The sequence below is a fragment of the Glutamicibacter sp. FBE19 genome, assembly GCF_015524875.1.
GTDB classification, from domain to species: domain Bacteria; phylum Actinomycetota; class Actinomycetes; order Actinomycetales; family Micrococcaceae; genus Glutamicibacter; species Glutamicibacter halophytocola.
The window spans coordinates 601,795-625,560 of record NZ_JACKQN010000001.1; the positions used below are offsets into that span (position 1 = coordinate 601,795).

Here is a 23,766-nt window from a genome sequence, read left to right on the forward strand (position 1 = left end):
AGATGCAGGCAGCTCTTAGCCTTGCTTGGAAGCCAGGTAGGCAGCCGCCTCGCGCTTCTCTTCGGCTACACGTGCCTCATGCGCTTGGCGCAGCTTGTGGTGCTGGGGATTGTTGCGCAGCAACAGGTATCCAATGCCTACCATGACAAACCAGATAGGCGTCGCGATCAAGCCCGCCAAGGTGTCTGCATCGCGGGTGAATGCCCAAAGCAGGAACACGAAGAACGCCATCACCACGTACGGCATGAAGGTGCCGCCAGGCATTCTGAACACCGACAGATCGTGTGCTTCTGGGCGGCGCTTGCGATACACCAGGTAGCTCACCAGAATGATCGTCCAGACGAACATGAAGCACAGCGAGGAAATCGTCGTAACAATCGAGAATCCGGTCGACTTATTCAGGCCGAATATCAGCAGGACAATCGAGCTGAGCAGCACCACTCCGGAGAGGAATAGCGCGTTGCGGGGAACCTGTCGGCTCGTGAGCTTGCTGAAGATCTTTGGTGCATTGCCCTCAGTGGACAGTCCGAAGACCATGCGCGAAGTCGAGTAGATGCCCGAATTGGCCGACGAGGTGGCTGACGTGAGCACAACGGCGTTGACCAGATGGGCAGCTGCTCCCAAGCCGGCGAGCGAGAACAGCATCACGAACGGCGACTCGTCAGCGGTGAAGCGATTCCAGGGGACGACGGCCATCAAGATGGCCAGCGAGCCGACATAGAACAACAGGATGCGGACCGGGATGGCGTTGATGGCCTTCGGAAGGTTGTGCTCCGGGTTCTTGGTTTCGGCAGCAGCCGTGCCCACGAGCTCGATGCCGACAAAGGCGAATACGGCAATCTGGAAGCCCATGACAAAGCCCATGACTCCGCCGCCAAAGAAGCCGCCCTCGACGTTGAACAAGTTCAGGAACGATGCCTTGGCGCCGTCATGTTCGAAGCCGGTGAAAATCAGGATCAGCCCAATGACAATCAAGAGCACGATGGCGACAATCTTGATCAGCGCGAACCAGAACTCGGTCTCGCCAAATCCGCGCACTGACGGCAGATTAAGCAGGACCAGCAGCACAATGACGGCCAAGGCCGGAATCCACAGCGGGATGAGCGGAAGCCAATAGGTGACATACACCGAGGCGATCACGATGACATCGGCAACGCCGGTCACGATCCAGCAGAACCAGTAGGTCCAGCCGGTGAAGAAGGAGGCCCAAGGGCCAAGGATATCCCCGGCAAAATCGGAGAAGTTGCGGTAATCGGTCCGGCTAAGCAGCAATTCGCCCATAGCTCGCATCACGAAGTAGAGCATGAATCCGATGACCATGTAGACCAGGATGACCGATGGTCCTGCAACAGAGATGGTTTTTCCCGAGCCCATGAACAGGCCAGTGCCAATGGCACCGCCGATGGCTAAGAGCTGGATATGTCGATTGGACAATGCCCTTTTCAGCTCGGGTCCAGTCTCTGCGGGGGTAATTGTTTCTTTTGTTTCCACGCAGGGTCCTTTGTCGTGCGGCTTCCACTGAAGCGTAAAACTCGATGGTGATCGGTCATAAAAGACCGCCATCGTGTGACATTACCGGAAATGGGCCGGCAACTTGTAATTGCTCTCACACTGGGAGTCGATTCCAGCCGATTTGAGGCAAATAGTGTACATGCCTAGTGGAAGCACCATGGCACGAGTGAGTAGTCTGGGAACTATGGCATTTCGAAATCGTCGAGCAGCGGCTCTCCCAGCAAAACTGTCCCGTTCCTGGCTTTTGGTGAACGCAGCAAAAGAGGAGGACTTCGCGCCGGCTCTTGCCTGTGAAGCGGACTCGGTCATCTTCGATATGGAAGCTGCCGTTCCGGATGACAAGAAGCTTGAAGCCCGCGACAATGTCGTCCGCGCGCTGTCCAATGGCATGACCGCATGGGTGCGTGTTAATGGCATTGATACCGACTTCTGGGCTGACGATCTCGCAGCACTCTCCGAAGCTCCGGGCCTTCGCGGAATCATGCTCGCCATGACCGAGCAGCCAGAGCAGGTGACCTACAGCGCCATGCGCCTGCGCGCAGGCACTCCGGTCCTTGCCTTGATTGAAACCGCACTGGGCATCGAGAATGCGACGTCCATCGCTTCAGCCCCAGGCACCTTCCGCCTGGCCTTCGGTGTCAACGACTTCCGCAAGGACACCGGTGTCTCCGACGACCCGCTGGCCCTGGCCTATGCCCGGGGCAAGCTGGTCATCGCCTCCCGCGTCGGAAAGCTGCCCGGCGCCATTGACGGCCCGCCGCCAGCTGGTTCCGACGCTGCCAAGGTCACCGAGGAAACCCGGGTCACTGCATCCATGGGCATGACCGGCAAGCTCTCGCTCTCACCAGATCACGTTGATGGCATCAATGCCGCCCTGGCTCCCAGCGAGGACGAGCTGTCCTGGGCAATGGAACTGCTCGAAGCCCACGCGGCTGGCGCCTCGGTGGGCGACGGCTCGTACTTGCCGCGCCTGGCCCGTGCACAGAAGATCGCGGATTTGGCAGACTCCTACGGCCTGTGGAACGCGTAGCCGCAGAGCGGTAGATACCGCACTGCGCTGAACATAGAAATCATCCCAGCGAAACCCCGAATCAAGGGTCTCGCTGGGATGATTCTTATGAGGGGTGCGCCGAAGTCCTAGCGCCTGTGGGACGAACCCACGACATCGCCGGACTTCCATTCGCTCCAGCCATCGCGGTCTCTCATGAAGTCCTCGATCTGGGCCTTGCCGGCTTCCAGCTGGGGATCATTCTTCAGGTACCAGCGGGTTTCGCGGGCGATCAGGCCGGACATGATCAGCAGGCCGATCAGGTTCGGAAGGGCCATCAAGCCATTCATCATGTCGGAGAAGTTCCATACCGCGGTCAGCTCGGTGGTGCAACCTACGTAGACGATCAGCGAGAACAGCACGCGGAATGGCATGACTGCCTTGCGGCCGATCAGGCGCTCGATATTGCGTTCACCGTAGTAGCACCAGCCCAGGATGGTCGAGAAGGCGAACATCACCAGTCCGATGGTGACAATCCAGTGGCCCCACTGGCCGGGCAGGCCGTGGGTGAAGGCTTCGCCGGTCATTAGCGCGGCCGAAACCTGCTCGCCGGTGGCTTCATCAATCTTGTTCCAGGTGCCGGTGGTGATGATGACCAGGCCGGTGCAGGTGACAACGATGATGGTGTCGATGAAGGTCTGGGTCATCGATACCAGGCCCTGGCGAACCGGGTGGGTGGTCCGTGCTGCGGCAGCTGCGATAGCTGCCGAACCCATGCCGGATTCGTTGGAGAAGATACCGCGAGCCACACCGTACTGAACGGCGATGATAATGGCCGAGCCGGTGAAGCCGCCAACTGCCGAGGTGCCGGTGAAGGCATCGGAGAAGATCTCGGCGAAGGCTGCCGGAATGCCAGCGACGTTGGAGACCAGGATGAAGATCGAGGCTGCAACGTAGAAAACGATCATGACTGGCACAAAGCCTGCGGTGACCTTGCCGATGGACTTGATGCCGCCAACAAGCACGGCCAAGGACAGGACGGTCAAGACGAGTCCGGTAACCCAAGGCGTGACGCCGAAGGAGTTGTCCAGGTTGGCCGCGATGGAATTGCCCTGGGTCATGTTTCCGATGCCGAAGCTGGCCAGGGTGGCGGCGATGGCAAAGAACAGGGCAAGGAACTTGCCCAGCGGGCCGCGGATACCGCGTTGCAGGTAGTACTGCGGGCCGCCGGATTTTTCGCCGGCCGCGTCGGTGCCGCGATAGCGGACTCCGAGGAATGCTTCAGAGTACTTCGAAGCCATGCCCAGCAGGCCGGTGACCCACATCCAGAACAGGGCGCCGGGGCCGCCGATGCCAATAGCGGTGGCAACACCGACAATGTTGCCTGTTCCCACGGTGGCCGCCAGTGCAGTGGTCAGTGCTTGGAACTGGGAGACGTCGCCTTCAGCGCCGTCGTCCTTGCGCTTGAGCAGCCCGAGGCGAAGGGAAGCTGCAAGCTTGGCGAATTGCAGTCCGCCGAGCCTGATGGTCAGGTACAGGCCGGTGCCCAGCAATAGCGGGATGAGGCAAAAAGGCCCCCAAATAAATGAGGAAATATCTCCGAAGAGTGTTCCCAACGCTTCCATAAGCTCAACAATCCTTTGCGCGAGTGGGTGATGACACGAAAGCCCAAGCTTTCATAGCTCACATCCTAAGGCAGGGTGCGACCCATGTCACTGAATGCGCAGGTGGGTGGCGTGATTCACGCGTTGGGCGGTCTTCCTGCCAGCAAGTTGCATGGCCTTGCTGGCAGGACAGGCGGCTATCCTTGGCGGGCCTTGAGCCGAGGATTTTTCTTGTTGATGACAAACACGCGTCCGCGGCGGCGGACAACTTGGGAACCTGGCTCGTTTTTCAGCGAGCGCAGTGAGTTGCGAACCTTCATTTCATTCACCTCCTTGCAGATCAGGGTTGTTGCCTGGAGCTGGAGCAGTTGTTAACAGGTCTTGCAGCTCGTCCTCGGTGACCTGGCAGTTCTCGAAGATCTTGGCGATCTGTCCGGCTTCATGTTCCGAGCCGTAGAGCATCAGTTCAGAGGCGGCAATTTCTGTCGACCATGAACCCGTATTTTCCATCCAGATGCGTGGCCCGGCGCCGCCAATAGCCACTCGCTCACTGAGCGCGCTGGCCACCCAAAGCCGGCCCCGAAGGCAAGTGCAGGACGCGGCAAGTTCGGAGAGCGCTTCGCGGAATCGCTGCGGGTGCAACGGGCGTTCAGCATGCAAGTGAAGGGGAGCCCTGCCAGAAGGGGCGAGGTGGCGGGCCATCGGAACGTGGCCTGCACGGGTTCGCCATTGGACGGCCTCATAGCTGAAGGATCCGAGTTCGCTGCCATGGCGGCACAAAGCGGCATGCGGGGCCAGATGCTGGGCGAGCTCCAACCCGGCGATGAAGTCCTTTCCGCCATCGCGGCGGGGGCTGTCAGGCGCTTCAAGAAGCTGAGTCTGCATCCCTTCCACCGGAATCAGGGTGTCAGCTTGCATGAGCTCGGTGAAGAAATACTCGCCGGGGGTCCGCTGGTCTTGCTGCATGGAGCTGAAACCCGATTCCCAGAGCGTGTGCCGATCCCACATCTGGTCTTCGAGTTCGACAGGATCCAAGGACAGGACATTGCTGCCCACGCTGATGCCTGCCAGCTCCAGCTTTTCGGCAAGGGTTTCAAGCACGGAACCACTGTGCCAAGTTGCTGGCAGGCCCAGGAGCATTGTGGCGTCGGCATGTCGTGGCGCCAGCCGCTGGATGGCAGGGAAAATCTCGTATTTGACCGCGCAGCCGATGCACGGATGCTCGAGAACCGCCTCGCCGTATTCTGCGGAGGCATTTCCTGAGACGGTGCGCACCAGGCGGTTGCCTTCGACGAAGTCGTAGGAAAGCACCACGGCCTGCGGATGGTGGCCCAAGAGGTGCTTAAGCCCTGCGTCGCGGCAGGAAGTGTCGAGGGAAGAGAGAACTATGACTTTCACACCATTCAGCTTATATGAGAATGATTCTCAATAACAAGCGGAGAGGTGATCGCAAGGCAATGGGCCCACCAGTTCAACTGGCAGGCCCATTGCAGCTAAATGGCTAGTTCTGTGGTGCGTGGAACGTTGTCCGGGCCATTCCCAGACCCTCAATCCGGGTCTCCAGCACATCTCCGTGCTTGAGCCACGGGTGGCGCCCATTTTCGTCGCGTCGTCCCAGTGCTACACCTGCAGGGGTGCCGGTCAGGATGACATCACCGGGCTGCAGCTCGTTGAAGGTCGAGAGGTAGGAAACCAGCTCGCTCACGGAGAAGATCAAATCGTCGATCCGGGCCTCCTGGACTACCGTGCCGTTGACGGAACTGGTGATTTTTGCTGCTGGATCCAGTTCGTCAGGAGTCACCAGCCACGGACCAAGGGGAGTGGAGTGATCCCAGATCTTTCCCTGCAGCCACTCCTGCGTGCGCCCCTGGTATCCGCGCATGGAAACGTCGCTGGAAACGGCGTAGCCGGCAATATGTTCCGGGGCGGATTCCTCGCTGATTCGGCGGCCCGGTGCGCCGATGATGATGGCCAATTCAGCCTCGTAATCAACGCGATGGTCTTCTACCGGGATCTCCACCGCGTCGTTTGCGCCGCAGAGCGATGAAGCAAACTTGGCAAATACGGTGGGGTACTTGGGCAGTTCCTCGCCGACTTCTGCCGCATGCGACTTGTAGTTCAAGCCGATGCAATAGATCTTCGACGGCTGGGGAATCAAGGGGGCGTAGTCGGCTTCGCCCTCTGCAATGGACTCGCCGACTAGCGCGCGGGCGATGACTTCCTGCTGGGTTTCGGGATCGAGCCGAAGGAAACGCTGCACGGTGTCGAGATTGTCCAGATAGTAGGCCCTGCCATCGTCGATGAGAGCTGCCGTGGTATGGCCGGGTTCGCTGGCGAGGCGGAGCGTAGCAAGTTTCATGTTTCTATCTCACTACATTTCGGGTCGAATTCACACCCTGTTTCAGCTTCCCACAAGGATTGTTTTGCCCGGTAGAACATGGTGCGGGGCGCGGTGCCCAGCCCCGATAATCTTGGTGACCTGAATTACCCCCGGTAAGCTCAGGATATGAACGGGGCAGTTTTGCTGCCCTGAGATCTATCTGGATACGTAACTAAAGTGAAGTAGGTTTTAATGTGGGTGACTATTTTGGCGAGCGATATCGCCATATTTTCTTCGCCTCGTGGCAGCACTTTTCGCTGGTCGCTCAGTGCCTGATCCTGGCAACTGTCATTGCTGTTTTTATTGCCGTCCTGGTGTACCGCAATAAATCCCTCTCCGGCATCGCCAACTCCGTCAGCGCCATCGGGCTGACCATCCCGTCCTTCGCGTTGATTGGCTTGCTGATTGTTCCTTTTGGCTTCGGCGTTGCACCAGCGGTGATCGTGGTGACGTTCTTCGCTGCTCTGCCAATTCTGCGCAATGCCATCGTGGGCCTGAATAATATCGAACCGTCCATTGTCGAATCCGCCAAGGGCATCGGAATGAGCCGGCTGAAAACCCTCATCTCCGTGGAACTGCCCATCGCCTGGCCTGTCATCCTGACCGGCGTGCGAGTTTCGGCCCAGATGGTCATGGGCGTAGCCGCTGTCGTCTCCTATGCGCTGGGCCCGGGCCTCGGTGGCTTCATTTTCCAGGGCCTTTCCCGCCTTGGCGGAGCCAACTCCCTGGAATCTGTCGTGACCGGCGTGGCCGGCGTCGTGATTCTTGCGCTCATTCTTGACTTGATTTTGCTCGGCATCGGCCGACTGACTACCCCGCGAGGTATCCGTGTCTGAAAATAAGAATTCCGAAACCATGACCGCACAGGATGTCACTGGCGCGTCGATCATGCTCGAAGAAGTGACCAAGACGTACCCCGGGCAGAAGAAATCCGCAGTCGGCGGCCTTACCCTGGAGATCCCCGCCGGATCCATCGTGATGTTCGTTGGGCCCTCGGGCTGCGGCAAGACGACGACCCTGAAAATGATCAACCGGCTGATCGAGCCTACCAGCGGAAAAATCGTGATCAACGGGGAAGACGTCACCGGCATGAATGGCGACGAGCTGCGCCGGCGCATTGGCTACGTCATCCAGGCTGGAGGGCTCTTCCCGCATATGACCGTGGCAACCAATATCGCCATGGTTCCCAAGATGCTGGGGTGGTCCAAGGAAAAGATCGCGGCACGTGTCGATGAGCTGCTGGAGCTGGTATCGCTGGATCCCGAGCTGTATCGGGACCGCTTCCCGAAGGAGCTTTCCGGTGGCCAGCAGCAGCGCGTTGGCGTGGCCCGCGCCTTGTCGGCTGACCCTCCGGTATTGCTCATGGACGAGCCCTTCGGCGCGGTTGATCCGATCACCCGCCAGCGCTTGCAAGATGAGCTGCTCAACATCCAGTCCGAGGTCCAGAAGACCATTGTCTGCGTCACCCACGACTTTGACGAAGCGGTGAAGCTGGGGGACTGGATCGCCATCTTCAACGAAGGCGCGCAGCTGGAGCAATACGATTCTCCCGAAAGGATCCTGGCCAATCCGGCCAGCGAATTCGTGGAGAACTTCATTGGCTCCGGCGCAGGCTTGAAGCAGCTGACGCTGACCCGGGTCAACGAGGTGGACCTGGAAGAAGCGATCACGACATCGCCGGGCAAGCGGGCTTCCGATGTGCTCTCGCAAGTGCAAGGCGCCGGCCGCAAGTACGCGGTGGTCCTGGATTCACGCGGGCGTCCCTTGCGCCGGCTGGATCGCCGGCAGCTCTCGCGTGCGGAGATCATCGACGGCACCTATGACCAGAGCCTTCCGGTCGTTGGCGAGCAGGCAACGCTCAACGATGCCCTGGACACCATGCTGGTGGCCAGTTCCGAATCGGCGCTGGTCACCGGCCGGCGAGACGTGCTGCTGGGCACCATCACCGTCCAGACGGTGATGGAAGCCATCGCTGCGGCCAATGGCGCCCAAGACGGGGACCACTCGGCACCGGTCGGGTTGAACTCTGGAGCTATCAACATCGTGGACATCAATAGCGGGGCCGCCAATTCGGATGGTGAACCTGTATGAGCGCAGAAAAACGAACCCTTATATGGCAAATCGTGGCCATCGCCGCGGCCTTCGCGGTGCTCATGGTGTGGCTGCTGACCGCTGATCTGACCGAGACCGAACGCCAGACACTGGATCCGGCCACGATCTGGGGATACACCCTGGAGCACCTGAAGCTGACGGTGATTTCCACGGTGATCGTCTTGATCATCGCCATTCCCCTGGGCATTGTGCTGACCCGTCCGGGCTTGCGCCGTGCGGCGCCGGTTGTGCGGGCCATTGCCAACTTCGGCCAGGCAGCTCCGGCTATTGGCGTTGTCGTGCTGTTGGCGTTCTGGCTTGGATTCGGCGCCAAGACCGCGATCGTCTCGTTGGTGATCTATGCCATTCTGCCGGTGCTGTCCAATACCATCGTGGGCTTGCAACAGGTAGACCAGCGCATCGTCGAGGCCGGGCGAGGCATTGGCATGAGCTTGATGGCAGTGCTGTTCAAGGTGGAGCTGCCCTTGGCCGTGCCCGTGATGCTGTCCGGCATTCGCACCGCGCTGGTTCTCCTGGTGGGTACTGCCACTTTGGCGACCTTCATCAACGGTGGCGGATTGGGCATCCTGATCACCACCGGGGTGAACCTCAACCTCAACGTCGTACTGATTACCGGTTCGCTTCTGGTTGCGCTGCTGGCCTTGACCATCGATTGGCTGGGACGCGTCGTGGAACAGGTTGCACGGCCGAAGGGACTGTCATGAAAAACGCAATGAAACTGTCCCTGGTCTCGATCGCTGCGGTGATCGGTTTAGCCGGTTGCGGCCTGAGCCCGTCAACGGGTACCGTCCCCGCGGTGGGGCCCGGAAAAATCCAGCCGGTCGCTGATGGCCAGGAAAAGTCGAAGGTGACGGTGACTTCCAAGTCGTTCACCGAGCAGCTGCTCTTGGGCAAGATCACCGTGATCGCCTTGGAAGCCGCCGGCTACGACGTCACCGACTTGACCAACGTGCCAGGTTCCCAGCCCGCCCGGCAGCTATTGCTCTCCGGGGACGCTAGTGTGCTTTGGGAATACACCGGCACCGCTTGGCTGACATATCTTGGCCATGAAGAACCGGTCGATGGAGAACAGGCACAGTGGGAAGCGGTGAAAAAGGACGATATTCCCAATGGCATCGACTGGGGCGATCCGGCACCACTGAACAACACGTATGCCATGGCAATGAATGAAGAGACGGCAAAACACCTGGGAGTTACCAAGCTTTCAGAGCTGAAAGATGTGGATCCGAAGGATCTGACCTTCTGTGTCGATCCTGAATTCAATTCGCGCCGCGATGGCCTGACGCCAATGCTGGAGCACTATGGCATTGACCGCGGGGCTGAGGTTCCGGAGAGCAATATTGGCCTCTATGACGTTGGCGCTATCTATCAGGCAACAGCCGACGGTGCTTGCAACTTCGGCGAAGTGTTCACCACCGATGGCCGAATCAAGGCTTTGAACTTGACGGTATTGGAAGACGACAAGAAGTACTTCCCGAGCTACAACGCCGCTCCAGCTTTTAATGGCGAATTCTTGAAAGAGCATCCGGAAGTTGAAGGCATTATGGCCCAGATCGCTCCGCTGCTCACCGATGAAGTCCTGATGGAACTGAACTACCAGGTGGATGTCGTTGGCCGCGAGCCAGCAGACGTTGCCTTTGAATGGATGGTTGATCAAGGGCTGGTTTCCAAGCCTTGATATAGCGTTCGATAGTGGATGACCTCGCAAGCTGGGCTTCGACTTCTTTGGAAGTCGGGGTCCAGCTTTTGCCATTGAAGGTTCATCCAGGGTTGGTTTCCCCGGTTCAGCCGTGGTTGCAGAATGAATGGGCTGGGTTGCACCCAAATCGCCGCATTGAGCCAAGACCGGTCGAGTGCAAAAGTAGTTCAAAAAGAATTTTGTAGCCTAAAGATTGAGGTCAACATACGAATTCTGGTCGCACGCGTGCGTGTTGGGGATTTTTTTTGAGAAAACTCATTGACGCTTCAACTTAATTGGTGCAATACTGGTGTCATCGAAACAAATTGAAACGTCAACTACTTGTTGGCGCAACGGAAGGATTTAGACATGACTGCAACTGCATTGACCGCTGGTACCTGGAACCTTGACGCATCGCACTCAGAGGTTGGCTTCTCGGTCCGCCACGCTGGCATCTCCAAGGTTCGCGGTAGTTTCACCGAATTCGATGCAACCCTGAACATCGCAGAGACCCTGGAAGCTTCCAGCGTTGAAGCATCCGTTCAGATCAGCTCGGTTAACACCAAGGATGCAAACCGCGACGGCCACCTCAAGGGCGCTGACTTCTTCGACGCCGAGCAGTTCCCAACCATGACCTTCAAGTCGACCGGCCTCAAGGGCGGTGCCGACGAGTTCATCTTGGTTGGCGACCTGACCATCCGTGGCGTATCCAAGGAAGTTGAATTCGAAGTTGAAGTTGGCGGCCAGGCTGTCGATGCTTTTGGTGCAACCCGCGCTGGCTTCTTCGCATCCACCACCATCTCCCGCAAGGAATTCGGCATCACCTGGAACGCAGCGCTGGAAGCCGGTGGCGTTCTGGTCAGCGACAAGGTCAAGATCGAGCTTGATGCTTCCTTCGTACTGCCTGCCGCAGCCTAAATAGCTTCCCGAGAACCGCCATGGGGTTGGCGGTATGAGGGCCGATACCGGCAAAGCCTCCGAACCAGTTATGGTTCGGAGGCTTTTGTCGTTAAGCGGATTTTCTAGTGAGCCTAGAAGCCGTTGTCGTAGGTGTCGTAGGACATTTCTGGCGCGAAGATTGCCAGAACCATCATGCCCACGAAGCCAAGAACCCAGAACAAGCCGATAATGGTGCCGATCCAGCCAGTCACCTTGCCCACGGTTGCCGCTGTATTAAACTCGCGCTCGGCCCGGTTGGCCTTGACGATTGCTATGGGACCCAAAATTACATTCAAGATAAAGATCGAAAGAATGCCAAGGATCATGGAGGTCTGGGCCAGCTGGCTTCCCTCGAACTGCGCCTGCGTTGGGTATCCGGGATAGCCAGCCTGGTAAGGCGTCTGCTGGTACGGAGACTGCTGGTACTGGGACTGTTGATACTGCGACTGCTGGTATTGCCCTTGCTGACCGAACCGCTGATTCTGGCCCTGGTTTGGCTGCCCCGCAGTGTACGGATTCTGCGGTTCGCCATTCGGAGTAGACATTGCCGCCTGCTTTCAAACTTGATGGTGAGTCTATTAAATCAATGCTTGGGTCAATTCTCGTACAAACTGGAGAAAATGTTCTGCTCGAGCCCCAGAAGCCCTTATCGAGAACAGCGACTGCCAACCGTGAAACTGGTTGATGCCATCGTCACCGTTTCGCCGATGTAGCAATTTCATTTCTAAACTGGTGCATTATGACTTGGGCTTCGTTCTGCGCATACCTTGGCGTTTGCGTGATGGTGACACTTTCACCTGGACCAGATACTTTCTTGGTGCTGCGCTATTCGCTGGTGCGGCAGATGCACGGAATAATTGCAGCGCTGGGAATGATGGTCGCCATTTTCGCTTGGGCTACCTTGGCGGGAGCTGGCGCGGCTTCGGTAATTCAGCGGTTTCCCGTGGTTGAAACCGTTATCGCCATTCTCGGTGGGCTGTATCTGGCGTATCTGGGGCTCAGCGGCTTCCTGAAATCGCGAGCGGTTGCCAAGGCTGATAGCGCGATCGCTCGCACTGAAACTCGTGAGGGGCATCGTCGGGAAGTTCACTCATTGGGAAAGACCTTTGCCGCTGGCATGCTTTCTGCTGCATTAAATCCAAAGCTGGGCTTGCTTTTTCTTGCCATGATGCCAAGTTTCATCCCGAAGGATTCCAATACTTTCCTCTGGGGGATGGGGCTAGGTGCAATTTTCGCTTCGGTAGGCTTCGGCTACATGCTGATCTTGAGCACTGCTGCGTCCAAGGCAATGCACTGGTTCAAGCGACCAGAGATCGCTCTGCGTTTGGAGTGGACGGCTTGTGCGGCGCTGTTCCTGATGGGTGCCGGCGTGATCATCAGCGCGTTCAAGTAGGCTCCGCTCAAAGTGCAGCAAGGCGTTGCCCATTCATAGGCTGTTTGTGCTGCCAAGCCGCGGACAGATTAGTTGCCTGGGGTCTTCTTGCGCCATAGCGCATGAGTAGTGGTCGCAAGAACAGTTAATACGAGGCTGAAGACTAGGCCGTAACCGAAAATCTGCGCGTAATGTCCCTGTTCTGCGGTGGCGGCGCTGACATAGGTGGCCGCCGAGGCGCCGGCAAAGAGCGAAAACACGAAGAACGATACCGTGGTCGCCCGAGCATCCGGTGCGATGTCGGTGGCCCAGCCCTGCATCGAAGAGTGCATGATGGCATTCGTGGCTCCCAGGAGCAGGGCAGTGGCGGTATATGAACCGGCTGAAGGCCAGAGCGCGGATGGCAGGAAAGCTCCACAGAGCAGCAATCCGCCTCCACCGATCAGCCAGGTCCGCGAGATTCGCGCCACCAGCCGTCGCATCAACCGCGCGCCCAAAATTACTCCCACTGCAAAACCGCACCCCAAGACGCCCGCTACTCCAATGGAAGCACCCGAGCGCTGCAAGGCGGGTACAACGTAGGTCAGCAGACCCATCAGCAGCGCGCCTTCCAGAAAGACGATGGCGTACAAGGCCAAATTCATTGGACGCAATGCCGCTGCAAGGCTAAAACTGCTGCGCGAATGCTGTGGCTCTCGCAAACGACGCAAGGAATACAACGCAGCGACACTCCCTAGCGCTGGAAGCGCGAAGACCAGGCGCCAATCCAGATAGGTAGCGAGCGCTCCTGCCGAGAGCGTGGCCAAGGTGGTGCCCAAGGACGAATAGATCTGAAGATCCGATAGCCCGCGTGCCCGTTCAACACCGTGGCGAGTGTCGCCGAGCAAGGTCAGGAGCGTCGGATAGAGTGCGCCGAACATCAGTCCGGTGAGGCATCGTGCAATGAGCAGAGGTGCATAATCGCTGAACATGATGCTTGCCAGGGCGCCGGCACCGGCACCAATGAGCGCTGAACGCAGGACGAGAAGTCGTCCGAAGCGATCGCTGGCCAGTCCCCACAGCGGTTGCCCGATGGCGTAGAACAACGAGTAGGCGGTGACAAGCTGAACGGCTTGGGAGAAGTCCAAAGACGTGCCCAGCGAGAGTGCCAGCAGCATCGGCGGAGTGCCGTAGCGGTCAAAAAACGAAAGGAATCCGATGAAGCGCAGGGCGGAATCGGGAACCGAATGCGCCGGTACCTGTGGGTGCTGCTCAGCCATGGATGTCCTTCGGAAAATGCTTCAGCCTACCCACTCATGTAAGCAGACTCACCCCGAACGTGCTGTTATCGATGACGGCAGTACCCGGCGCATAAAGCAGGACTTGTGGGAGGTAGCGCGGGGCTGGGCCTTGAGTCAAACGCGGGCGACGATCAGATAATTTCGCTGCACCTCCGTGCTCCTGGATTCCGAGCCCAACGAAATGGCCGAGACCACCAAGTAGCGCCAGCCTGATAAATACTTTTGGCCGGTTCCTCGACCGCATACCTGCGTGCCTTCTGGGCGCGATGAAATATTGACGGACAGTGCTTAGCCGAACGCACCGGAGGGCGGGCAAAGTACAGCGCGGTGTCATCGAGTTTTGCGATGCCTTGAATGGCGGTCTGGAACTACCACGACTACCCCTTTCACTTATAAGTGAAAAGTGATATTTTTGAGCTGTAGAGAACATGGGGGATCAAGATGAGTGCTGTGCTATCCAAGGCTGACGTCATGGTCAGTGCTGAGGAGCTCATATCGGTGCGGCACGAAGTTGATATCGCTCCAGCCGGCATCGCTGGGTTTGCCGCAATCATGGCTGACGGTGAAACACGCGAGCTATCTCCGGAACTTTCGAGGATCATCGCTCGAGTAATTCGCACACTTGCCCTAAATGGAAGTGTCACTGTGGGTTCCTTGCCCGACGAGCTTACTAGCAATACCGCTGCTGAAGTTATGGGGGTATCCCGGCCTACTCTGCTAAAAATGGCAAAAGCCGGAGATATCGATTCATTCAAGGTCGGTAGTCATACAAGGTTCAAGCGAGATGACGTTATGAATCTCAAGGCCAAACGCGAAGTTGCGCGAAAGGCCGCGATGATGGACCTTCTAGAGATTCGTGATGAAATCGAAAATCACAAGTAGCACTTTCTAGGAATCAGGCACGTCGGGCCATGGTAGGAATAGCGCCATGGCCCAACGTGTTTTTGTTGATGCGAATGTTCTCTTTAGCAGAACCCTGTATGACTGGCTCTTTCTGCTGCGGATTGAATCGCGCGGCCGACTTTTTCAGATACATACTTCGTGGGATGTCATTAATGAAGCGGGAACCCGTTTAAGAGATGATCATCCTGAGTGGGATGGCGAAGGAATCTCCTCATTGATGTCAAAGATCCAAGATATTTTTGACGAGATTATTGAGGTTTTCCCCGGGGGCAAAGTCGACGGTATGGCAGATTCCGGAGACTGGCATGTTCACCATGCGGCAGAAGCAAGCCGTGCAGATATTTTACTTACACAGGACTCTGGATTTTCTTCTGATCTGGCGCTTTATGATGTTTACTCCTGCGACGAGTTTTTTGTGGAGATCGAAAAATCTGATCCACAAGCCGTCCAAAAAGTTATCGAGTTCCAAGCTCCGTATTGGGCGAAACGTGACGGCAAGCAACTTCCGGAAGCATTGCGCGACGCTAACTGCCCTGAATTCGCTCAGATAGTGCTGAAACGTATTCGAAAAATGGCCGTGACCACCAAGTAGCGCCAGACCGATAAAAACTTGTGGCCGGTTCCCCGGCCCTTTCCAGGTGGGGGAACCGGCCACAATGCCTAGCGCGAGTTGCTACAGGCCGCGAACCATCAGCACATCCAAGGTGCGCGGTCCGTGCACCCCTTCAACACGTTCCAGCTCGATGTCGCTGGTTGCCGAAGGGCCGGAGATCCAGGTCAGAGGCCGGGTGATGGACAGGCGCGGCATGGCCTCGGGCAGCAGCTGCACGATCGTGGAGATCGGCACAATGCACACGTGGTGATCGGGAACCAGCGAAATAGCGCGGCGCCCCTGGTCGGGCTGGCCATCAAGGATGATCGTTCCCGATTCGGCAACGGAAACCGCCGAAGAAGTCACCACGGCACTGGTGGCATCCAATTCGGCGACGCTCAAGCGGGCGCCGGGAGCATCAACGCGCTGTTCCACGTTCTGGCCCAGCGCCGAAAGCCAGCTGGCATCCAGTCCCTGCGGGTAGACCACGCTGGAGGCATCCTTGAGCTTGGCGGCAACAAATTGTGGAATCTGCCCCGCCTCGATCACCTCAACGCCGGCCTTGTAGTCCACCAAGCGGTCCACCAGCAACTCGATGAGCTGCTCTTTGCCCAGCGTCGAAGCCGTGCGGTAGCTGCGGGGAACCTCTTCGGTCGCCGGGGTATCGGCTAGGGCTGAACGGATCCTGGTCAGGATTTCTTCTTTCGCGCTCACTTGGACTCCTTTTCGTCGCTCCACCAGTCGCGGAAGGACTTTTGCGGCGGGGCCGGAATGTCGCGGCTCTGCGTCCACCCGGCAGCGATGCCCGGCAGCTTCTTGATCTTCTTGTCCTTGCCCGCAGCCAGCCGGCCCAGCGGCAGCGCCTTTTCGAGCAGGCCAAGGTTCTTTCCCTTGCCCAAGGCCCAGGAGCCGCCCTTCATCAGCAGGTCCATCTGGGTTGGCAGCTTGTGCTTGGCGCGCTTGGCATCCACATCTTCGCCACGCAGGTGCACGAGGATTTCCGGGATGTTGATCTTCACCGGGCAGGCTTCGTAGCAAGCACCGCACAGCGAGGAGGCGTAGGGAAGGGAGCCGTTTTCCTCGACCTCGATGCCGGTCAGCAGCGGGGAGAGGATCGCGCCGATCGGGCCCGGGTAGGTGGAGCCATAGGCATGGCCGCCGGTGCGCTCGTAGACCGGGCAGACGTTCATGCAGGCCGAGCAGCGAATGCAATTCAGCGCGGTGCGCCCGAAGCGGTCGGCCAGCGCGCGGGTGCGACCATTATCCAGCAGGACGATGTGCACGTTCTGCGGGCCATCGTCCTCGGTGACACCGGTCCACAAGGAGGTGTACGGATTCATGCGCTCGCCGGTGGATGAGCGGGGAAGCAGCTGCATGAAGACCTCGATGTCCTCCCAGTGCGGCAGGACCTTTTCGATGCCCATGACGGTGATCAGGGTTTCGGGCAGGGTCAGGCACATCCGGCCGTTGCCTTCGGATTCCACCACGCCCAGGGTGCCGGTATCGGCCAGGGCGAAGTTGGCTCCGGAGATCGCGACCTTGGCGGCCAGGAACTTCTTGCGCAGGTGGGAACGTGCCGCTTCGGCCAGCTTGGCCGGCTCATCGGTCAGGTTCGGATCCACCACCGGCATTTGGCTGAGGAAGATGTCGCGTACCTCGGTGCGGTTCTTGTGAATGGCAGGAACCAGGATGTGGCTTGGCTTGTCGTGGCCCAGCTGGACGATCAGCTCGGCGAGGTCGGTTTCGAAGGCATCGATGCCCTCGGTTTCCAGGTGCTCGTTCAGGCCGATCTCCTGGGTGGCCATGGACTTGACCTTGACCACCTCTGTCGACCCGGTGGCCTTGACCAGATCGGTGACGATTTTGTTCGCCTCGCCAGCGTCGCGGGCCCAGTGCACCACGCCTCCGCGGGCGGTGAAGTTCTTCTCGAACTCCAACAGGCGCTCTTCAAGGGTGGCCATGGAATTGTTCTTGATGGCGCTGCCGGCATCGCGCAGCGCCTCCCAGTCGGGAAGCTCGCCCACGACCTTCAAGCGCTTGTCGCGGATGGTGTGGGTGGCATGGCGCAGGTTCTTGCGCATCTGGGTGTTGCCCAGTTCGAGGTGCGCCGCCTGGGGGAAGGGCTCGGTCTCGAACAGGTTGCCCTGTCCTCCGGCGGGCATGCCGAGGAATACCTGGGTCACAGTGACACCGTCTCTTCCATGGTGCTGGCCAGGATGTCGGCCAGGTGCAGGGTTTTCGGCTTGGCGCCGGTGCGCGAGAGGCCGCCGCCGATGTGCATCAGGCAGGAGGCATCCCCGCCGGAGCAGGCCGAGGCGCCGGTGGAGCAGATGTTCTTGACCTTGTCTTCGAGCATGGCCGAGGAGACGTCTGCGTTCTTGATCGAGAAGGTGCCGCCGAAACCGCAGCACTGGTCTGCTTCGGGAAGCTCGTTGACGGTAATGCCGCCGACGGTCTTGAGCAGATCCAGCTGGCGGTCGCCCAGGCCCAGCGAGCGCATGCCGTGGCAGGAGGGATGGTAGGTGATGGTTTCGGGGAAGTAGCTGCCCAGCTGCTCGGCCGCGTTGCTGATGCCCAGAACGTCCACCAGCAGCTGGGTCAGCTCGTAGGTGCGGGCACCGACAGCAGTGGCCCGGTCCTTGAGTTCTGGCTTGCCCAGGCGCTGCGCCAAATAGGGGTGCTGGTGCTTGATGGAGGCGACGCAGGAGCCGGAGGGGGCGACCGCGACGTCGTAGTCGTCGGTGTCGAAGGCGTTGATGTGGTTTTCGACAACGGGCAGTGCTTCTGGCATGTAGCCGGAGTTCATGTGCATTTGCCCGCAGCAGGCTTGCGCCTTGGGGAAAATGACCTCGTGGCCCAAGCGTTCCAGGATTCTCACTGTCGACTTGGCCGTTTCCGGGTACATGGCGTCGACTATGCACGTGGCAAAGAGGGCGATTCGCATGATTAAAGACTCTTTCAAGTGTGGTCTGACCATACTATGCGATTATTTTCGCGATAGTCAAGACTTGTTGTGATGCCACTCACCCTTGTACCCTTGGTGGTCGGACCACATATGGTCAGACCAATACTCGAGCAAGGACGCCCACACCGTGTTTACTCCCTCAACTGAACCGATAGCAGGAAGTGTTGCGATCTCTGCGCTGATCGCACTGATTCCTCTTGTCACCTTTTTTGTGCTGCTGGCAGTGATCAAAACCAAGGCCCACTGGGCCGGGTTGGGATCGCTGGCAGTGGCCATCATCGTCGCCATTCTCGGCTGGAAGATGCCGGTGGCCATGGCCCTGAACTCCGGGGCCATGGGCATGGTCTTTGGCGCTTTCCCGATCGTCTGGATCGTGGTGATGGCCATCTTCCTCTACCAGGTCACCGTCAAGTCCGGACGCTTTGAAGACCTGCGCCGGGTCTTCGACGTGATCGGCGGCGGCGATGTGCGCATCCAGGCCGTCTTGATCGCGTTCTGCTTTGGCGGACTGCTCGAAGCGCTGGCAGGATTCGGCGCCCCGGTCGCCATTACCGCGACCATGCTGCTGGCCCTGGGCCTCTCGCCGCTGCGTGCGGCCTGCGCCGTGCTGATTGCCAATACGGCACCGGTGGCCTTTGGCGCCGTGGCTATTCCGATCACCACCGCGGGAGCCCTGACCGGCATTCCGGCCCATGAAATCGGCGCCGTGGTTGGCCACCAGTCGCCGCTGCTGGCATTGTTTGTCCCGACCATCCTGGTGCTGATCCTCGATGGCTGGCGCGGCGTGCGCCAGGTGCTTCCAGCTACCCTGGTCATCGGCATTTCCTTCGGCCTGGCCCAGTGGCTGTGCTCCACCTACTTCTCCTACGAGCTGACCGACATCGTCGCATCGCTGGTCGGCCTGGCAGCGGCCGTGATCCTGTTGCGCTTCTGGACCCCGAAGGGCGCCGACGAAGCTCGGGCCCGCGTGCTGACCGCCGAAGCCGCCGCCGTGCCGGTGCAGCAAGGCACCAAGCTGCACGGCGCGAACACCTGGATGGCGCTGTTCCCGTACCTGCTGGTGATCGTGGTCTTCGGCCTGGCCAAGCTCTGGAAGCTGGGCGTCGACATCCCTGCCTGGCTGGCCAGCACCGACATCAAGTTCGGCTGGCCCGGCCTGCACGGGCAGGTGGTGGATGCCAGCGGCAAGGCGGTTTCCTCGACCATGTACACCTTCTCCTGGCTGTCTTCGCCGGGCACCTTGCTGCTGATCACCGGCGTGATCGTCGCCTTTGTGTACTCGAAGAACACCGGCGGCGGAAAGTACGCCATGACCTTCGGCGAGGGCTTGTCGGAGATCGGCAAGACCATCTACAACATGCGCTTCGCCGCGCTGACCATCCTCTCGGTCCTGGGGCTGGCCTACGTGATGAACCTGTCCGGCCAGACCATCACCGTGGGAACCTGGCTGGCCGGTGCCGGAGGGTTCTTCGCCTTCCTCTCGCCAATCCTGGGCTGGATCGGCACCGCGGTGACCGGATCGGATACCTCGGCCAACGCGCTGTTCGCCAAGCTTCAGCAGACCGCCGGCGTGAATGCCGGGATCGATCCGCATCTGCTGGTGGCGGCCAATACCTCCGGCGGCGTCGTCGGCAAGCTGATTTCCCCGCAGAACCTGGCCATTGCCGCAACCAGCGTGAAGATGGAAGGCCAGGAATCGGTGATCCTCAAGAAGGTCGCCGGCTGGTCGGTGGGCATGCTGCTGGTGCTGTGCGTCCTGGTCTACCTGCAGTCCACCCCGGTGCTTTCATGGATGCTTCCATAGGGTGCTGAACGGCTAAAATAGTTCCGATGCCAATTAACCCAGCTCCGCGTGCGTACCAGATCGTGCTTCAGGCCATTGAGGAAGATCTGCGTACCGAGAAGTTGTCCGTGGGGGACCAGCTTCCTGGCGAACGTGCGCTCGCGGAGCAGCATGGGATTTCCCGCGCTTCGGTGCGCGATGCCATCCGCATCCTCGACGTGATGGGCATTATCAGGACCTCCACTGGATCTGGGCCGAACTCCGGCGCCGTGATCATCTCCAATCCCGCGGCGGGAATTTCCCAGGCGCTGCGCCTGCATCTGGCGGCCAAGGGCATCAACGTCCGCGAGATCGTTGAATCGCGCATCCTGCTGGAAACCTGGGCAGCCCAGATGACGCCGCGCGACCCCATCCATGCCCAGCAGGTCATAGATCGGACCGCGGTGCTGATCATGCGCATGGATGATGCGCAGCTCTCGCGCGAATCCTTCCACCGCATTGATGCCGAATTCCACGTTTTGCTCGCATCCATGGCGGGCAACGCGGTGGTCGAATCCATGATGGAATCCCTGCGCAACTCGATCAGTGACTATGTTGCCGCGTCCATCCCGGACGACGAAGCCTGGCAACCGGTGGTCAAGGTGCTGCGCCGCCAGCACAAGGCCATCCACCATGCCTTTGCCACCGGCCAGCGCGAGCGCGCAGCCCAGCTGCTCGAAGAGCACATCACCTGGTTCTACTCGCAGACCCGCTAGATCTGGTAGCAAGAGCACCAGTTAAATAAGTCGGACTTTATTACCCTTAGCTCCTCATATATCTGATATGTTTTCAGTAGGCGACGGGGCTGCATTTCGGATACGTCAGTTGGTTTACACCGGTGATGAGTTCCCGTCGATGTACCATCGACACTTCATGCGAGGGAATTCATGAGCCAACTTTTTGACCTGTCCGGACGACTGGCCCTGGTCACCGGGTCCTCCCGCGGCATCGGCCGCGAACTTGCCCGCGCCCTGGCAGATGCCGGCGCCACGATCATCCTGCATGGCCGCGATGAGCAGCGTCTGGCCGAAACCGCCGCCGAATTTGCCACCCGCTACGGTGCCGAAAAAATCCACAGCGCCTGCTTTGACGTCACCGACGACGCCGCCGTGCGCGAGAACATCGCAGCCATCGAAAAGAACATCGGCGCCATCCGTATTCTGGTGAACAACGCCGGCATCCAGAACCGCGTGCCGATGCTGGACCTCGACGTGGCCGACTGGCAGCGTGTGATTGATACCAACCTCACCAGCGCATTCCTGGTAGGCCGAGAAGCCGCCCGCGGCATGGTGGAACGCGGCGAAGGCAAGATCATCAACATCTGCTCGGTGCAAACCGACCTCGCCCGCCCCACCATCTCCGCCTACACCGCGGCCAAGGGCGGCCTGCGCAACCTCACCCGCGCGATGACCGCCGAATGGGCTGGCGCGGGCCTGCAGATCAACGGCATTGCACCGGGATACATCCACACCGAAATGACCCAGAACCTGGTGGACGACGAGAAGTTCAATTCCTGGATCCTGGGCCGTACCCCGGCTGCCCGCTGGGGCTCAGTCGAGGACTTGGCCGGTCCAGCGGTATGGCTGGCATCGGACGGATCCAACTACGTCAACGGGCAAACCATTTTCATCGACGGAGGCATGAGCGTTGTCGTCTAGCACCCTTTCCAACAAGACCCTGGGCGTCGTCGCCCATGCCGCTGGCGACCTGCGGATCGAGCAGATCGACCTGCCCGCACCCGCTGCGGATGAAGCACGAATCGCCATCGCCTATGGCGGCATTTGCGGTTCGGACCTGCACTATTGGAGCCACGGAGCGGCCGGGGAGTCCATCCTCAAGGCCCCGATGGTTCTCGGGCATGAGATCGTCGGCACCGTTATCCAGGCGGCCGCTGATGGCAGCGGCCCGGGCGCGGGAAGCAAAGTCGCGGTGCACCCGGCAACACCGGGAGACACCGGGGAACCCTATCCTTCTGACCGCCCGAACCTTTCACCCGGATGCACTTATTTGGGCTCGGCTGCCCGCTACCCGCACACCGAGGGCGCCTTTGCCCGCGAGGTGAATCTGCCTGCACGCATGCTGCGCGAACTGCCCGCCGGCCTCTCGCTGCGTGACGCTGCGCTGGCCGAGCCAGCCGCCGTGGCTTGGCATGCGGTCTCGCGTGCCGGCACCGTCTCCGGCAAAAAAGCTCTGGTCATTGGCGCTGGCCCGATCGGAGCGCTGGCCGTAGCGGTGCTCAAGCGCGCCGGTGCCAGCGAAATCATCGCGGTGGACATGCACGAAACGCCGTTGGGCATTGCCAAAGAACTCGGTGCCACCGCAACCCTGCGCGCCGATGACCAGGAAGCAATCGCCAAGGTCAACGCCGATGTGGTGATCGAGGCCAGCGGCAATTACCGCGGCCTGGCCTCTGCCATTCGCGGCGCGGTGCGTGGCGGACGCGTCGTCATGGTCGGCCTGCTGCCCTCCGGCGAGCAACCTGCCCTGATTTCGCTGGCCATCACCCGCGAGCTGGAACTTGTCGGCTCTTTCCGCTTCAACGACGAAATCGACCAGGTGATCGATGCGCTGGCCGACGGTTCCCTGCACATCGGCGCGGCCGTCACCCACGAGTTCCCGGTATCCGATGGCCTTGAAGCTTTTGAAACAGCCAAGGATTCCTCGAAGTCTGGCAAGGTCTTGCTGAACTTCCTGGAGCGGTAATCCCTCCCAGTACAACGACGCGGTGGTGGCTTCTGATAACAAGGGCCGCCACCGCGTCTTTGCTATTAAGCAGGTGCTAGTTGGCCTCGGCAAGATGCAGCGAGGTGGCCACTGGCACCGGGTTGGCGAACAGATCGAGGACTGGGCAGTGGGAATCAACTGCTTGGCGCAATTCCTCGTAGCGCTCGACGGATTCTGGACCAGCTATCTGGACTTTCAATTCCACTGAAGAGAAACCGGGACGCACCGACGCGTCGATGCCGAATAGTCCGCGAACATCGAGCTGCCCATCAGCGGTAATCTGCACATCATCAACCTGGATGCCCAGGCTCTCGGCGTAGAGCCGATAGACCACGACCTGGCATGAGACCAAGGCTGCCAATGCGTATTCAACGGGGCTGGCGGCGATGTCGTTACCGCCGAGCGCTGCTGGTTCATCGACGGTGAAGGTGTGCTTGCCGGCGCGAATATTGCTGGCGACCGAAGCAAAGCCCTCGCCCTGGACAGTGAAAGTCAACTGGGCACTGTGCGGAGCGGAGGAAATCCGTTCGCCCCAACCGGCACCGGCTTCTTGCAGGCGTTGCGAGCGGTCTTCGGCCACGGATAGCTTGGCTGTTGCGTGAGGCATGGGGATTCATCCCCTTTCTGGCGCAGGGGCGCCATCGTTTACGATCCTGGATTTCAAGATGCGTCGAATCGTCACCTGGGGCACCCCGCACAATGGCCTAAAGGGTTGCCGTCCACTCAGCCAGGGCTGTGATGAGTGGAACTCGTGATTCAGTGGTTCCTTTGTATCGTGTGGCAAGCGGATCGGTAAAGTATCCACTTAACGTTTCGTCATGGCTGTCCTGTCCCTTAGCGTCGATAGGATGGTGGGTAGCAATCCGCTCCAACGCACTACCCATGGATGGCGATG

The 23,766-nt window shown here is 59.5% G+C and carries 24 protein-coding genes and 1 riboswitch; of the genes, 13 read left to right on the plus strand and 11 right to left on the minus strand.

From position 1 onward, the window contains the following. Positions 1–15 precede the first annotated feature (15 nt). Complete coding sequence (locus H6F58_RS02710) at positions 16–1,491, minus strand: amino acid permease (protein WP_348536362.1); 1,476 nt, start codon at positions 1,489–1,491, stop codon at positions 16–18. A gap of 205 nt (positions 1,492–1,696) precedes the next feature. Here H6F58_RS02710 and H6F58_RS02715 point away from each other — a divergent pair, with 205 nt between their 5' ends. Then, positions 1,697–2,542 carry a CoA ester lyase gene (locus H6F58_RS02715; protein ID WP_060702638.1) on the plus strand — a complete coding sequence of 282 codons (846 nt, stop codon included), beginning with the start codon at positions 1,697–1,699 and terminating at the stop codon, positions 2,540–2,542. 107 nt (positions 2,543–2,649) lie between these two features. Here H6F58_RS02715 and H6F58_RS02720 read toward each other — a convergent pair whose 3' ends face one another. The 4 genes from H6F58_RS02720 to H6F58_RS02735 all read right to left on the minus strand — a co-directional run bounded on the left by H6F58_RS02720 (position 2,650) and on the right by H6F58_RS02735 (position 6,463). After that, entirely contained in the window at positions 2,650–4,125 is a 1,476-nt protein-coding gene (locus tag H6F58_RS02720; RefSeq protein ID WP_060702637.1) for a sodium:alanine symporter family protein, read from the minus strand. Between the two features lie 176 nt (positions 4,126–4,301). Next, positions 4,302–4,424, minus strand: coding sequence for a type B 50S ribosomal protein L36 (gene ykgO, locus H6F58_RS02725; protein WP_060702636.1), 123 nt, complete (start codon positions 4,422–4,424; stop codon positions 4,302–4,304). A gap of 1 nt (position 4,425) precedes the next feature. Then, the gene (locus tag H6F58_RS18370; protein ID WP_146276329.1) at positions 4,426–5,502 is read right to left on the minus strand and encodes a GTP-binding protein; all 1,077 of its coding nucleotides are present in this window, start codon (positions 5,500–5,502) and stop codon (positions 4,426–4,428) included. 103 nt (positions 5,503–5,605) lie between these two features. Further along, positions 5,606–6,463: a fumarylacetoacetate hydrolase family protein gene (locus H6F58_RS02735; protein WP_060702634.1), complete on the minus strand. Its 858-nt coding sequence runs from the start codon at positions 6,461–6,463 to the stop codon at positions 5,606–5,608. A 215-nt stretch (positions 6,464–6,678) separates the two neighbouring features. Here H6F58_RS02735 and H6F58_RS02740 point away from each other — a divergent pair, with 215 nt between their 5' ends. The 5 genes from H6F58_RS02740 (at position 6,679) to H6F58_RS02760 (ending at position 11,192) form a co-directional block, all read left to right on the plus strand. After that, the gene (locus tag H6F58_RS02740; RefSeq protein WP_060702633.1) at positions 6,679–7,320 is read left to right on the plus strand and encodes an ABC transporter permease; all 642 of its coding nucleotides are present in this window, start codon (positions 6,679–6,681) and stop codon (positions 7,318–7,320) included. A 19-nt stretch (positions 7,321–7,339) separates the two neighbouring features. Further along, positions 7,340–8,575 (plus strand): ABC transporter ATP-binding protein, encoded by a 1,236-nt coding sequence (locus tag H6F58_RS02745; protein WP_195181048.1) that lies wholly within the window; start codon positions 7,340–7,342, stop codon positions 8,573–8,575. After that, positions 8,572–9,300 carry an ABC transporter permease gene (locus tag H6F58_RS02750; protein WP_060702632.1) on the plus strand — a complete coding sequence of 243 codons (729 nt, stop codon included), beginning with the start codon at positions 8,572–8,574 and terminating at the stop codon, positions 9,298–9,300. Before H6F58_RS02745 ends, H6F58_RS02750 begins: the two co-directional genes overlap by 4 nt. Next, positions 9,297–10,274 (plus strand): glycine betaine ABC transporter substrate-binding protein, encoded by a 978-nt coding sequence (locus H6F58_RS02755; protein WP_060702631.1) that lies wholly within the window; start codon positions 9,297–9,299, stop codon positions 10,272–10,274. The genes H6F58_RS02750 and H6F58_RS02755 overlap by 4 nt, the downstream gene beginning before the upstream one ends. 369 nt (positions 10,275–10,643) lie before the next feature. Beyond that, entirely contained in the window at positions 10,644–11,192 is a 549-nt protein-coding gene (locus H6F58_RS02760) for a YceI family protein (protein ID WP_060702630.1), read from the plus strand. 113 nt (positions 11,193–11,305) lie between these two features. On the opposite strand, the gene H6F58_RS02765 is transcribed toward H6F58_RS02760, so the two are convergent. After that, complete coding sequence (locus H6F58_RS02765; RefSeq protein WP_060702629.1) at positions 11,306–11,758, minus strand: DUF4190 domain-containing protein; 453 nt, start codon at positions 11,756–11,758, stop codon at positions 11,306–11,308. Positions 11,759–11,994: 236 nt separating this feature from the next. Between H6F58_RS02765 and H6F58_RS02770 the strand changes: the two genes are divergently transcribed. Continuing rightward, positions 11,995–12,606, plus strand: coding sequence for a LysE family translocator (locus tag H6F58_RS02770; protein WP_195181049.1), 612 nt, complete (start codon positions 11,995–11,997; stop codon positions 12,604–12,606). Between the two features lie 68 nt (positions 12,607–12,674). On the opposite strand, the gene H6F58_RS02775 is transcribed toward H6F58_RS02770, so the two are convergent. After that, positions 12,675–13,844, minus strand: a complete 1,170-nt coding sequence (locus H6F58_RS02775) for an MFS transporter (RefSeq protein ID WP_060702627.1) — start codon at positions 13,842–13,844, stop codon at positions 12,675–12,677. A gap of 462 nt (positions 13,845–14,306) precedes the next feature. Here H6F58_RS02775 and H6F58_RS02780 point away from each other — a divergent pair, with 462 nt between their 5' ends. Further along, the gene (locus H6F58_RS02780; protein ID WP_060702626.1) at positions 14,307–14,747 is read left to right on the plus strand and encodes a helix-turn-helix domain-containing protein; all 441 of its coding nucleotides are present in this window, start codon (positions 14,307–14,309) and stop codon (positions 14,745–14,747) included. 46 nt (positions 14,748–14,793) lie between these two features. Next, positions 14,794–15,360: a hypothetical protein gene (locus H6F58_RS02785; protein WP_060702625.1), complete on the plus strand. Its 567-nt coding sequence runs from the start codon at positions 14,794–14,796 to the stop codon at positions 15,358–15,360. Between the two features lie 81 nt (positions 15,361–15,441). Here H6F58_RS02785 and H6F58_RS02790 read toward each other — a convergent pair whose 3' ends face one another. Genes H6F58_RS02790 through H6F58_RS02800 form a run of 3 tightly spaced genes read right to left on the minus strand, consistent with a single transcriptional unit; the run spans position 15,442 to position 18,304 of the window. After that, positions 15,442–16,074, minus strand: coding sequence for a lactate utilization protein C (locus H6F58_RS02790; protein WP_060702624.1), 633 nt, complete (start codon positions 16,072–16,074; stop codon positions 15,442–15,444). Beyond that, positions 16,071–17,543, minus strand: coding sequence for a LutB/LldF family L-lactate oxidation iron-sulfur protein (locus H6F58_RS02795; protein ID WP_348536363.1), 1,473 nt, complete (start codon positions 17,541–17,543; stop codon positions 16,071–16,073). The genes H6F58_RS02790 and H6F58_RS02795 overlap by 4 nt, the downstream gene beginning before the upstream one ends. Further along, positions 17,540–18,304, minus strand: coding sequence for a (Fe-S)-binding protein (locus H6F58_RS02800; RefSeq protein ID WP_060702622.1), 765 nt, complete (start codon positions 18,302–18,304; stop codon positions 17,540–17,542). Before H6F58_RS02800 ends, H6F58_RS02795 begins: the two co-directional genes overlap by 4 nt. A gap of 148 nt (positions 18,305–18,452) precedes the next feature. Here H6F58_RS02800 and H6F58_RS02805 point away from each other — a divergent pair, with 148 nt between their 5' ends. The 4 genes from H6F58_RS02805 (at position 18,453) to H6F58_RS02820 (ending at position 22,850) form a co-directional block, all read left to right on the plus strand. Beyond that, on the plus strand, positions 18,453–20,129 hold the full coding sequence (locus H6F58_RS02805) for an L-lactate permease (protein ID WP_146276317.1): 1,677 nt from the start codon (positions 18,453–18,455) through the stop codon (positions 20,127–20,129). A 26-nt stretch (positions 20,130–20,155) separates the two neighbouring features. Beyond that, positions 20,156–20,863 carry an FCD domain-containing protein gene (locus H6F58_RS02810; RefSeq protein WP_060702620.1) on the plus strand — a complete coding sequence of 236 codons (708 nt, stop codon included), beginning with the start codon at positions 20,156–20,158 and terminating at the stop codon, positions 20,861–20,863. A gap of 171 nt (positions 20,864–21,034) precedes the next feature. Then, positions 21,035–21,805 carry an SDR family oxidoreductase gene (locus tag H6F58_RS02815; RefSeq protein WP_195181050.1) on the plus strand — a complete coding sequence of 257 codons (771 nt, stop codon included), beginning with the start codon at positions 21,035–21,037 and terminating at the stop codon, positions 21,803–21,805. After that, on the plus strand, positions 21,795–22,850 hold the full coding sequence (locus tag H6F58_RS02820; protein ID WP_195181051.1) for an L-idonate 5-dehydrogenase: 1,056 nt from the start codon (positions 21,795–21,797) through the stop codon (positions 22,848–22,850). Before H6F58_RS02815 ends, H6F58_RS02820 begins: the two co-directional genes overlap by 11 nt. A gap of 76 nt (positions 22,851–22,926) precedes the next feature. Here H6F58_RS02820 and H6F58_RS02825 read toward each other — a convergent pair whose 3' ends face one another. Next, entirely contained in the window at positions 22,927–23,478 is a 552-nt protein-coding gene (locus tag H6F58_RS02825; protein WP_195181052.1) for an OsmC family protein, read from the minus strand. Positions 23,479–23,507: 29 nt separating this feature from the next. Then, positions 23,508–23,628: riboswitch (SAM riboswitch) on the minus strand. Between the last annotated feature and the right edge of the window lie 138 nt (positions 23,629–23,766).